This window comes from Paenibacillus sp. fava2 (genome assembly GCF_058313675.1).
This window is the reverse complement of sequence record NZ_CM177755.1, coordinates 7083449-7095545: the sequence shown is the minus strand read 5'-3', so window position 1 is coordinate 7095545 and position 12097 is coordinate 7083449. Positions and strand designations below refer to the sequence as shown.

Annotated in this window: 11 protein-coding genes; 7 read left to right on the top strand and 4 right to left on the bottom strand. The window is 54.0% G+C overall.

The window, feature by feature from the left end:
* The first annotated feature begins 22 nt into the window (after positions 1 to 22).
* On the top strand, positions 23 to 1009 hold the full coding sequence (locus AC4G46_RS31255) for a sensor domain-containing diguanylate cyclase (protein ID WP_491126046.1): 987 nt from the start codon (positions 23 to 25) through the stop codon (positions 1007 to 1009).
* A 102-nt stretch (positions 1010 to 1111) separates the two neighbouring features.
* On the opposite strand, the gene AC4G46_RS31250 is transcribed toward AC4G46_RS31255, so the two are convergent.
* Both AC4G46_RS31250 and AC4G46_RS31245 read right to left on the bottom strand, forming a co-directional pair.
* Entirely contained in the window at positions 1112 to 2161 is a 1050-nt protein-coding gene (locus AC4G46_RS31250; RefSeq protein ID WP_491126045.1) for a C40 family peptidase, read from the bottom strand.
* A 104-nt stretch (positions 2162 to 2265) separates the two neighbouring features.
* Entirely contained in the window at positions 2266 to 2694 is a 429-nt protein-coding gene (locus AC4G46_RS31245; protein ID WP_491126044.1) for a MarR family winged helix-turn-helix transcriptional regulator, read from the bottom strand.
* 118 nt (positions 2695 to 2812) lie between these two features.
* On the opposite strand from AC4G46_RS31245, the gene AC4G46_RS31240 reads away from it, so the two are divergent.
* Complete coding sequence (locus AC4G46_RS31240; protein WP_491126043.1) at positions 2813 to 3397, top strand: NAD(P)H-dependent oxidoreductase; 585 nt, start codon at positions 2813 to 2815, stop codon at positions 3395 to 3397.
* 80 nt (positions 3398 to 3477) lie between these two features.
* Here the strand turns inward: AC4G46_RS31240 and nudC are convergent, their stop codons facing one another.
* Positions 3478 to 4320 (bottom strand): NAD(+) diphosphatase, encoded by an 843-nt coding sequence (gene nudC / locus AC4G46_RS31235; RefSeq protein WP_491126042.1) that lies wholly within the window; start codon positions 4318 to 4320, stop codon positions 3478 to 3480.
* A gap of 248 nt (positions 4321 to 4568) precedes the next feature.
* Here nudC and AC4G46_RS31230 point away from each other — a divergent pair, with 248 nt between their 5' ends.
* Complete coding sequence (locus AC4G46_RS31230) at positions 4569 to 5435, top strand: SDR family oxidoreductase (protein ID WP_491126041.1); 867 nt, start codon at positions 4569 to 4571, stop codon at positions 5433 to 5435.
* Positions 5436 to 6176: 741 nt separating this feature from the next.
* Here AC4G46_RS31230 and AC4G46_RS31225 read toward each other — a convergent pair.
* Positions 6177 to 7280 carry a UvrB/UvrC motif-containing protein gene (locus AC4G46_RS31225; protein ID WP_491126040.1) on the bottom strand — a complete coding sequence of 368 codons (1104 nt, stop codon included), beginning with the start codon at positions 7278 to 7280 and terminating at the stop codon, positions 6177 to 6179.
* 145 nt (positions 7281 to 7425) lie between these two features.
* On the opposite strand from AC4G46_RS31225, the gene AC4G46_RS31220 reads away from it, so the two are divergent.
* The 4 genes from AC4G46_RS31220 to AC4G46_RS31205 all read left to right on the top strand — a co-directional run bounded on the left by AC4G46_RS31220 (position 7426) and on the right by AC4G46_RS31205 (position 12027).
* Positions 7426 to 7875, top strand: a complete 450-nt coding sequence (locus AC4G46_RS31220) for a YdeI/OmpD-associated family protein (protein ID WP_491126039.1) — start codon at positions 7426 to 7428, stop codon at positions 7873 to 7875.
* A 157-nt stretch (positions 7876 to 8032) separates the two neighbouring features.
* The gene (locus AC4G46_RS31215) at positions 8033 to 8845 is read left to right on the top strand and encodes a MerR family transcriptional regulator (RefSeq protein WP_491126038.1); all 813 of its coding nucleotides are present in this window, start codon (positions 8033 to 8035) and stop codon (positions 8843 to 8845) included.
* 136 nt (positions 8846 to 8981) lie between these two features.
* Positions 8982 to 10970 (top strand): FAD-binding protein, encoded by a 1989-nt coding sequence (locus AC4G46_RS31210; protein ID WP_491126037.1) that lies wholly within the window; start codon positions 8982 to 8984, stop codon positions 10968 to 10970.
* Between the two features lie 280 nt (positions 10971 to 11250).
* On the top strand, positions 11251 to 12027 hold the full coding sequence (locus tag AC4G46_RS31205; RefSeq protein WP_491126036.1) for a class I SAM-dependent methyltransferase: 777 nt from the start codon (positions 11251 to 11253) through the stop codon (positions 12025 to 12027).
* Positions 12028 to 12097: the final 70 nt, after the last annotated feature.

The following is a 12097-nucleotide window of genomic DNA, read 5'->3' as shown; positions in this document are numbered from 1 at the left end:
AGTATTGTGAGGTTATTTAACAATGGATGAACGGCTGGAATACGCCCCGTGCGGATATTTGTCGATTACACATCAGGGCATCATTACGGATATGAATCATACCTTCCTTTTCTTGATGGGATACACGCGGGAGGCGCTGCTGCATAAACATATTGAATCCATTATGTCTAAGGCGAACCAGCTGGTTTTTCATTCTTATTTTTACCCGAATATCAAGCTGCATGGTCATGTAGAGGAGCTGTTTATCAGCCTGAAGGACGTAAGCGGAGGGACGGTTCCCTACATTCTGAACGGGCGGAGTCTGGTGGTTGAGGATGTGGCGGTGATAGACTGTGTACTGGTGCAGATGAGCAAACGGATGGATTACGAGCAGGAGCTGCGTTCGGCCAAGAAACAGATCGAAGAGGCTTACTGGGAAAAAGAGCAGGCACTGGCCAGACTGGGCCAGATCCATACCGAAATCCAGCAGAAGCAGAGTGAGCTGATGGAGCTTAATGCCGTTCTGGTGGAGCGGTCTACAACGGACAAGCTTACAGGACTCAGGAACAGGCGTTATTTTGAAGAAAAGCTGAGCGGACAGCTGGAGCTGTTCCGGGAGACAGGGGAGCCGTTTTCACTGCTGATGATAGACATTGACTACTTCAAGCGGATCAACGATACCTTCGGGCATCAGAAGGGTGATTATGTGCTGGAGAAGCTGGGGAGCCTGCTGAGATTTCATTCACGGGAAAAGGATACGGCCGCCCGTTACGGCGGAGAAGAGTTCGTGCTGATTTTGCCTGATATGGCTGCTGACGAATCCAGGCTGGTCGCTGAGAACCTGCGGCACGAGGCCGAGCTTGCTGTCTGGGATACCGGACGGCTTACAATCAGCATCGGAATTGCTACATGTACGGTGGGGGATTCGGAAAAAAACCTGATCCACAAAGCCGACACCGCGCTCTATGCATCTAAAGAAGGCGGAAGGAACCGCGTGACGCACAGCTTTGATTTTGCCGAGAAGCTATAGTAAGCCTGATTACTTATATACAAAAAAGCCCTCAACAGGAGCACCGTCCGGTGACAACTGCTGGGGGCTTTTGCTGCTGCCGGCGGGAGGCCTGCTGCAAAGCTACAAAATTCTGCGGGCGGTCACAAAGCGTTTCTTCCACTGGCCGTCAAAGTCCTCTGTGTGAACGCCCTCTTCGGAGGAATAGGTGTGCAGAATCTTGTTGTTTCCGGCGTAGATCGCCACATGGCCGATATCAAGACCCCGTGCCGTGAAGAACAGCAGATCGCCCGGACGCAGCTCGTCCAGCCCGACTTTGGTGCCTTCCTTTGCCTGATTGTAGGATACGCGGGGCAGCTCGACGGACAGGATGTCCTCGAACAGGCGCTTCACAAAGGAAGAACAGTCAAACGTATCCGTCTGGTCGGGGGAGGCACCGAATTCGTAGGGTGTGCCGTTAAAAGTCCTGCCGTACGCGATCAGAGCGGCAGCCTGCTTTTCGGTGAGGGAAGAGCTGGTGTAGTCGGTAAACTTCGGCTTGGCCGAGATGTAGCCAATCAGATTGTCCTCTGTCCGGACCTTCAGCCAGAGCGCGTCGGCTACGCTGATTACGTGCACTTTGGTTCCTGCAGACAGCAGGTTCTCCGTAACGGGCTTGCTGTCGCCATCGGGCTTGCTGCGCAGTGTTACCCCCCGGAGGATCGAGGTTTCATAAATGACCGCTGCCGATGAGATCTGCACCGACCGGGTGGCCGGAACCCAATTCACGGTATTGCCCAGGGCTTCGCTGGCCATCCGCAGCGGAATCATCGCTGTATCGTCAGCGATGATTCCGGGTACATCCACCTCAACGGGCCGGCCGTTCAGATTGGCAGAGGAGGAACCCATCTGATAAGTGAGCGTCGTATCTTCTTTGGTTGCAGTGACCGTCTTGCCGGTGTTGTCCCAGCTCAGCGCGGCTCCCTGCGCCTCGAACAGCCCGCGAATCGGTATGAGCACTGTTCCGTCGACATTCAGGGGCGGCACCTCTGTCGGGAGCGGCTTGCCGTCCAGATAGATTGCAATAGCCGAAGAGGCCGGCGGTTCCTGCGGAAGCGCATCCGCATAGGCAGCCCCTCCACCGCATAGCGATAGGATAAGCAGCGGGAGAATGGCGGGATTGGATTTTGTCATGTGTATCACCTTGGCCTATAGATTTATTGTCTATAGTAGGACGCTGGCTTCAGGTAATGGTTTTGTGGTAAATGATGGGTTTATCCGGCACTGTAAGGGAGGGCTCAGTAAAAAACCTTTTGCTGCAAAAGCCCAAGCGCCTGTCCGATCTCCCGGCGCTCCTCTTCCGAAAGATGGGCAATACGTTCCTCGAACCGGCGGCCGATGGTCTGGAAGGCTTCACCCATCATCGCCTCGCCCGCAGGTGAGAGGGTAATCCCCTGCCTGCGGCGGTCAGCCGGGTCGGTAACTCTGGAGCAGAGCTGTTTTTCGGTCAGTTTCTTCAGTTCGCGGCTCGTATTGGGCATCGACATATGCATGCAATCGCTGATTTCGCTTAGGGTTACGGGCTGGCTTACGGCGATGTATTCGAGAATTTTATATTGTACAGGAGTCAACGCCCCTGATTTCACATCCTTGGTTAAGTCGCTCGTAACCTGATGCACGGCCGTTGTAAAGGCTACTATCTGCTGAAATAACAGGTTATTGTCCATGGGATCACCTCTGCCTTGACAATAGCAAAAACATTATCATAAAACAATTATCATTTGACAACTAATTATCGGATGTGCTAGGATTTTGTTATCAAATGATAAGTAAAGGGGTGCCGGTATGAACACACTGGTAATCTATACACATCCGAATCATCAGAGCCTGAGCTATGCTTTTTTGCAGGAGGTGCTGCGGGGCAGCCGGGAGAATGAAGCCGTTAAAGATATACAGGTGCTGGATTTATACGCGGAAGGGTTTGACCCGGTGCTGGTCTTCAACGAACAGAAGCGGCGGCGGGATATGCATAGTGACCCGAGGCTGACCAAATACCGTGAGCAGCTGATCTGGGCTGACCGGATTGTACTGGTCTACCCGATCTGGTGGGGACGTCCGCCGGCTATGCTTATGGGTTATATCGACCAGATGTTTGCTTCAGGATTTGCTTATAAGGATAAGGGCGGGCTGTTGCCTGAGGGATTGCTTAAGGGAAAATCGGTGGTTTGTATTTCGGTGATGAAAGGACCGGCCAATTATCCACTGCTGTGGCTGGGAAATGCGCACAAGATCCTGATGCGTAAGGCATTGTTCAACTATGTGGGCATCCGCAAGGTGAAGTTTTTTGAATTCGGCAGCATGGAGAGCCCGCGCGGCAAGCATGTACGCAAGCTGGACCGGGTGTACTGCTACTTTAAGACGGCCCGCTAGCAATATGCACAGCGGCCCCGCGGAAGGATTATCCCGCGGGGCCGCTTGTCAGGCAGTAAAGGGTGTATAGAGCTTAGTGTTCAGCTGTATTGTTCCACGTACCAGTCAATGATTTTACGGGCGATGCTGACTCGCGGCGGGATATTCGGCAGGCTGTCCGGCCGGAACCAGGCGGCATGATCGAGCTCGATCCCGTCCACGCTGATTTCACCGCTCTCATATTCGGCCAGGAAGCCGACCATCAGCGAATGGGGGAACGGCCACTGCTGGCTGCCGAAATAGGTGATGTTCTTCACCGTAATTCCGACTTCCTCCCTGATCTCGCGCGCCACACAGTCCTCCAGCGTCTCGCCCGGCTCGACGAACCCGGCAATCAGCCCGTACATATTGTTCTGGAAATGGGGGGCATGGGCAAGCAGAATCTGGCCGTCCTTCAGGATGGCTGTAATAACCGCCGGGGCCAGGCGCGGATAGAAGAGCTGTCCGCACGCAGGACAGCTGCGGACATGCTCTGCAGCGGAGAGCACCGTTGCAGAGCCGCATTTGCCGCAGAACTGGTGGGTCTCATCCCAGGCCAGCAGCTGCAGTGCCCTACCGGCCAGATGGAACACATCCTCATCGAGCACATCGTATAAAGTGCGAAGAGGGTGGAAGGCCATGCCCGGCGGCTCGGGCGTATCAGCTGGAACATCTGCCGCGAAGCAGGGAATGCCTGCAAAAGAGCCGAGATAGAGCGTGCGGTTCGGAACGGCCGCAAGCAAGTCAAGCGAAGGCAGCAGCGGAAGGGCTGTCTGCTCAGGCGACTCTGTTACCAGCAGCCTGCCGGAATGGGTGACAAGCCAGTAGACTGAGCCGGTATATTGCGGGTCCGGCGTAACGGACGGAAGGTAGCGTTCATAAATAGATACTCCAGGTTTAGACATGAGGACAGAACCTTTCTTATTCGGTATAAGTACATGTTGTAAGAATAGCACCATGCGGGAAAGCTAACAAATACATACACTGCGGCAGGTTTCCGGATGTGGAACAGCCGCTTTTTTTTGCGGAAACAAAGAGTTTGACAATTAGCCTAGTTGTAACTACAATAGTTACAGGAAGAATGAATGACGCAATAAAGGGATATACACGCAGTATTTCTGATAAAAATAAATCGGTAATGGAGGAATTTAAGATGAAAATTGGAATCACAGGAGCAACCGGACAATTTGGCTCTATTGTAGCAGAGGCATTGCTGAAGACTGTTCCCGCGGACAGCCTTGTAGCGAGTGTAAGAAACCCGGAGAAGGCGGAGAGCCTGCGGGCCCTCGGGGTTGATGTCCGTCATGGTGATTTCGACCAGCCGGATACTTTGGATCAGGCTTTTGCAGGTTTGGACCGGCTGCTGATTGTTTCGGCAGACGGCGACAATGACACCCGTATCCGCCAGCACAAAGCGGCAGTAGATGCGGCTGTCCGTGCAGGCGTAGGCTTCATCGCTTACACCAGTGTAGGACATGCGGAATCGAGTTCACTGTTCCTTGCGCCGGTACACAAGGCCACTGAACAATTCATCCGTGAATCCGGCATTCCGTATGCCTTCCTCCGCAACAACTGGTACCTGGAAAATGAGGCCGGCTCCATCCATGCAGCCGCAGCCGGAGCGCCTTGGCTGACCTCCGCCGGTGAAGGCAAGGTAGGCTGGGCAACCCGCCGTGATTATGCAGAAGCCGCCGCCGCTGTTCTTACCGGTGAAGGCCATGAGAATGCCGTATACGAATTATCCGGCAAGCCGCTTACCCAGGCAGAGCTGGCTGCTATTGCCGGCGGTGTGCTCGGCAAAGACATTCCTGTGCAGCAGGTGGATGATGCCACTTATTCAAGCGTAATGGCCGGAGCAGGCGTGCCGGAAGCTGCACTGCCGATTGTGGTGGCCATCCAGGCGGCCATCCGTGAAGGCGCGCTGGACATCGAGAGCGGTGACCTGGAAAAGCTGCTGCAGCGCCCGCAGACCCCGCTTAGCGAAGGCATCAGCGCCTTGGTGAACAGCGCGCAGGCATAAGCGTGCGAGAGACAGCAACACGCTGACAAATAGATAGCGGAATAGACAAAAGGCTGCCCTCCGGTCAATGACCAGGGGCAGCTTTTTTGATGTATATAATCCGGGGAGTGGAGTTACAGCACTTGCTGGCAGCGTGCATACAGAAGGAACCCTACAAAGCGGCTGTTTAGCCCCGCTGACCGCAGGAATAGAGGGAGAAATCCCACAAAGTAGCTCCATAAGCCCCGCCGACCGCAGGGATAGAGGGAATTATCCCACTAAACTCGCGGGCAATTGGCTTTTGCACAGTTAGGTGGAAAAACGTCACTTAATTTGTACGTTTTTAAGGTTTTGCAGGTTTTAAGTGGATTTTTGCTACTTATTTTCCCCGATATCCTGCATACGCGAAGAATAAGGGTGATTTAAGTGGCGAATTTCCAACTAAATATCCAATATTGGAACTTTGCTAGGATTTAAGTAGCGAAAATCCACTTAGTGGTGGCCATCGCCGCACCAACTCCCCGCTCAACTAGCTGTGCCTCATACACCGTAACAACTAGTTACTCCAACATACCGTTCCCAACAACTATGCCCTATACACCGCATCACTCCCCGCTCAAACACACGGCTCCAACAACGGCTCCAACAACGGCTCCAAATACGACTCCAACACACATAACACTTCTAACTATCGGTGCCCTATACACCGCGCCCGCTCGAATGCCCCTTCTCTTCAAGGCATCAAATGAATAAGTCAGCAGGCTAATCCGCCACCTCAAGCTGCTCAGAACAGTCTGCCAGTAGCTTGTCCACGGCATCTGCCAGCAGAGGCTCTGGAGCAGCAGCAAGCCATTCCGGCGGGATAATCAGATAGCTGCCGGAGCTGCTTTTGAGATAGCTGTATATAATCTGCGCTTCATCAATGGTGTGGCGGTTAATTCTACCGGCATCCTCGGGAGCCTCAGCGGTGAAATGCTCCAGAATGGCCGAATGCACCGCAGCCTGCAGCCGCTGGCGGTCCGTATGCTGCAGATCCAGTGAAGTCCGGTATATAATCCGCGCACCTTTGATCAGGATCAGCTTGATGACGTCCCCGTCCACCGGCTCCAGCACGGCGATATTATTGTTCTCGCCGGTGAACCGCGAGACCTTTTCCTTATGCAGCAGCGCCTGGACTGCTCCCGAATAGTCGCGGTATTTGGCTGCAGCCTCAAAATCGAACCGCTCCGCCGCCTCATTCATGCGCTGCTCCAGATCATCCAGTATACTCAGATCCCGCCCGTCCAGCAGCGCGATTACTCTGTCAATAATCCTGTTATAGGCTTCCAGCGCAGCGCCTCCGCCGCACATGCCGATACAGAGGCCGAGTGAATGGTTAAGGCAGAGGGAGCCCTGGGTATGAGGATTGCTGCATAGAATCCGCTGGCTCTCCTTAATGCCCTGCAGAGCACGCTCTACCGTGCTTCTGCTCGTATACGGGCCAAAGTGAAGCTTGTCCCCCGGAGGTCCGGGATCGTAGCTGACTTCAAGCTGTCGGCGGGCTTTATCCTCACGGACCGAGATATAGCTGTAGGCGAGCGGATTTTTCATTTTCCGGTTATACATCGGCTTGATTTCTTTAATCAGCTGGCACTCCAGCATAAAGGCTTCAAATTCCGTATCGGTCAGCCGGTATTCCAGGTCCCTGATATGGCGGACAAGCTGAACAACCTTGGGAGAGTGACCTTTATTGTTATAAAAATAAGACTGTACCCGTTTGCGGAGCTGCTTGGCCTTACCGACATAGATAATGTGGCCGAGACTGTCTTTCATCAGGTAGACGCCGGGCGTTAAAGGGAGGTTATGCACTTTTTCCTTCAGATTCATTGAGGAATCACCTCTGCGTATAGCATTGATTGGTATATTATAAGTATATACGAGATTTACACCGGCACGCGACTGGAATAGTACAGGCCTGGGCTCTACAATGGGAATAAATTTTACATTTTACATGCAGAGTGGGGGTACTCAGATGAAATTCCGGACAACAGTAATACTTAGCGGCAAGACAGCAACGGGCATACCCGTCCCTCCGGAGGTGGTATCCGGCCTGGGATCAGGCAAGAAGCCGGCGGTCAAGGTAACGATCAACGGGTATACGTATGCCAGCACAGTAGCGGTAATGGGCGGACAGTTCATGCTCCCGCTCAGTGCGGAGAACCGGAAGGGCGCTGGCGTCAGCGCGGGGGAGGAAATTGAGGTAGAGCTGGTTACCGACAGTGAGCCGAGAGAAGTGGCAGTACCGCCGGATTTCAGCGAGGCGCTGGACCGTGAGCCGGTTGCGCGCAGCTTTTTTGACGGATTATCCTACAGCAACAAACGGCGGTTCGTATTATCCATCGAGGACGCCAAAACAGCCGAGACGCGGCAGCGGCGTATCAGCAAATCCGTTCAGACGCTGAGCGACGGAAGGACTCAATAGGTTGATCTGACAGAATATCGTGGACATGGGCGGCCTGCGGGCCGCTTTTGTTGCTGCCGCACAGCCGTGTGACAAACACCACAAAGGCTTCCAGACGAACCAATTATCATGAAGAGTATAAAAAACATGAAATTTCGGCAAAGCTGGGGGGCTTTTTATGAAATATTCAATCGGGGAGTTCGCATCGATCCTTGGCATAACGGCGGATACGCTGCGTTTGTACGAGAAGCACGATATTGTCAGGCCGGAGAAAGGCTGCCGCAATAACTACCGGTATTTCAATGATCTGGATGCACGGAATCTGCTGTCGAGCCGCTGGTACCGCAGTATGCAGATTCCGCTGCAAAATGTGGCCGAGCTGATTAACGAGGCGCCTGCAGAGCGGGTAGTGGACTCCATATACGCCGCGCAGCTGCAGCTGGAGGAGGAAATCCGGCGGAGCACCATGCTGCTGGACAAAATTAACAGCATTCATAACGGGCTTAAGGAGCTGGGGGACGCGCTTTATACATGCCGGATCAAGCAGATGCCGGGAATGTACCGGATACAGCAGACGGATAAGAACCAGCTCCTGCAAAAGGAGTCCCTCAAGCAGACGGTCCAGGCCTGGATGGAGCTGCTGCCGTTCACCTTCTATTCTTTTCGCACGGAGAATACGGACAGCCTCAGCCGGGACGGGGAGCTGGATTACGGCTGGGGGCTGGCGCTCCTCGAAGAGGATCAGCACAAGCTGGGCGTATGCATCAATGACAGCATGCAGTACATTCCGCCCGCTGTATGCGTCTCATCCGTCATCATAACCTCCTATGAAGATTACCTTGAACTTAAGGACTTCCAGTTTATACTGGATTATGCCCGGGAGCAGGGCTATACCGTGAACGGCGATATTTACGGCAAAATCCTGTTCACAGAACGGCTGCAGGACGAGAACCGTACGTATCTGGAAATCAACATTCCAATCCGCACCTGATCATCCGGACTGTTCCGCACATTCACTTTGAGAAAAAATTCACAACTCCTTCATTGACCTTGGTGCTGCACCAAGGTTTACACTCGGTGGCATCAGCATTAAGTATGCAGCATCATCCGACAGGGGGAACAAGAAAGTGAGAAAGCCAAGCTTAACCAGAATGTTCAATGTATCAATCAGTCTGATCATGATCCTGGCCGTCATCAGCGGCTGCAGCGGAAACTCCGCGGAGCCGGCGGCAACCGGGCAGCCGACAGCATCGCCCGAGGCTACGCAGCAGGCGGCAGACAGCGGCGGAATACCGGCTTCTTTTAAAGCGGGTACCTATAAAGCGGAAGCCGACGGTAAAGATGGTACCATCCAGGTAGAAGTTACTTTGGATGAAACACAGACGATCACGGACATCAAGGTTGTCAGCCAGAGCGAAACCGCCGGAATCGGCGTTGAGGCAATCGACAAGATCAAGGAGCAGATTATTGCCGGTCAGACCCTGAAGGTGGATGCCGTCAGCGGGGCTTCCGAGTCCAGCAATGCCATTCTGGCTGCCGTTGAGGATGCCCTTAACCAGGCCGGCGGTGACGTTGCCGCCTTCAAGTCCCGGGAAGTCGCCAAAGCAGGCGCAGGCAAAACAGAGCAGCTTGCGGCTGACGTAGTCGTTGTGGGTGCTGGAGCATCCGGCGTGTCGGCGGCAGTATCGGCTGCAGATAAAGGCGCCAAGGTTATCCTTATTGAAAAAACAGCGACCATCGGCGGGGCGAGCAATCTGTCCTGGGCGGGGAAATTCTATAACTCCTCAGCCGCAGTCAGCAGCGGACTTAAAGTCAGCGTCGAGAAGGAAATTTCCGACTGGATTGTGAACAATCACTGGCGGGTGGATGCGGCAGCGGTCCGCCAATATGTAACCCAGTCCGGTGAAACGTACGACTGGCTGACCGGGAAGGGCTACCAGACCACCTTTATCAACTTCGGCGGCGAACAGCTGCATATGCTTCCGGCTTATGAGACACGCCAGGATCTGCTGCGGGCCATGCTGGCTGAATCCGTGGAAAAAGGCGGCGGCCAGGTGCTCACCGAAACGACTGCCAAGAAGCTGATGACAGGCGCGGGCGGTGAAGTAACCGGGGTAGTAGCTGAGAAAGCTGACGGCACTACCCTCGAAATTACCGGCAAAAGTGTGGTAATGGCAACCGGCGGTTACGCGGCCAATAAAGAGATGGTCAAGGAGGCCTTCGGGTTTGAAGGCGTAAACGGCGGACTGGGCCAGAATATCGGGGAAGGCCTGAAGATGGCCTGGGAAGCCGGAGCCAAGGTGCCGGATAATTTCGGCGGACAGATGCTGCACCAGACGCTGGCCAGAGCAACAGAGAAGCTGAAGGCCCAGTATGAGCCGTTCCAGGCCAGTTATCCGCTGATGACAACCTATCTGCCTAATTTTATGAACGTTGGCCCTTCGGGAGCGAGATTCAGGGACGAAGCGGCGACCCTTACCGCTGTAGCGGCGGCGAATACCAGTGCTTTTAACGGAGCCTATCACCTGGTTATCGTCTCTAAGGCACAGCTTGACGCGCTGAAGACCAAGGGGATGAACGGGGTGAAAGCACCAGCCCTGCCGGGTATGCCGCCGGAATTCTACGCGGCCTTCACTGACAAGTTCACGCTGGACAATCCTTGGCAGGATGCGGACAAGGTATTTGATGCCATGGCTGCCAACGGTGACGGATTTAAAGGCAATACCATTGAAGAGCTGGCTGCGAATGCCGGTATGGATGCCGCTGTATTCAAGGAGGCCTTCACCAAATACGAGGCGGCTGCCAAGAGCGGTGTGGATAGCGAATTCGGCAAAGCCAAGGAATATCTGCTGCCGATGGGCGAAAGCGGCCCCTACTATGCGGTAATTGCAGAAATCAACAATCTCGGTTCGGTCGGCGGCCTGCTCGTCAACACCAAGTTCCAGGTGCTGAATGACAAACGGGTACCGGTTAAGGGACTGTATGCCGTCGGTTTGGAATCCGAAGGTGTGCTGTATAATGACACCTATGTCGGCAATGGCGTGGGCCTGGGCTACTCCTTCACCTCCGGACGTCTCGGCGGCGAAGATGCGGCTGCAGCTGCACTGGGGAAATAGCTTTTTAGCAGAACACTAAAGTATGCAATCAGGGGGGGCCGTCAGGCTTCCCCTTGTTATGTCTGCGTGCTACTATGAAGAGGGAACACCAGCTTACTCATTTGAAGGTGAGGCGATTATGATGGTGATTAAACGAGGTAACTGCCCGGTGCAGCCAGACTGAGCTGATAACAGGATCGTACCGGGCTATAGAAGGAATTCAACAGGTTATCAGGCTGGTCTCTTGGCTGCACCCTCATCCGCAGAGCTTACAATATACACATGCGAGAGGGGCATTAGGATGGGAACAGGCAAAAGGGATATGGATTATTGGATGAAAAGCTGGCTGCAGGAGGAGCAGCGCTCCTTCCGGGGCTGGGATTTCTCTGCGCTGTCCGGACGGATGGAAGAGGAAGAGCTGCCCTGGAGTTATGAAGCAGCCGTTAGAACATATATGAGTGCTGTGACAGGCAATCTGCTTGACATGGGCACAGGCGGCGGAGAATTTCTGCTGTCATTGTCGCCTCCGCCGGGGCGGACTTATACTACAGAGGCTTATCCGCCTAATGTGGAGATTTGCAGCAAGCGGCTTCCCCCTCACGGGATTGAGCTGAGGCAGGTGTATTCGGATGATGAACTGCCGTTTGCGGACGAATCGTTTGAGCTGGTTATGAACCGGCATGAGGCTTTTTCGTCCCGGGAGGTGCACCGGATTTTGCAGCCGGACGGGGTCTTTATTACCCAGCAGGTCGGAGGCCAGAACAACCGGGCTTTATCGGAGTATCTGCTTGGTGAAGAAGCAGCTCCCGCCGATCATGCTTTCAGCGTGGAGCCGGTCTGCAGTGAACTGCAGCGCAGCGGGTTCAAGATTATAGAGGCTGCTGAGATGTTTCCGGTGCTGCGGTTCAGGGATATAGGGGCGCTGGTGTATTTTGCGAAAATTATAGAATGGGAATTTCCCGGCTTTTCCGTTGAGAAATGCTATGACCGGCTTATCCGGCTTCAGCAGCAGCTTGAGCGTGACGGCTATATTGAAAGCATGGAACACCGTTTTATGATCGCTGCAGTCAAAATGTAGGAAAGATTCAGGCCGCTCCGGCTCCGGGGCGGTCTTTTGGTATGCTGTCTGCAGGATCGGCGAATATTGT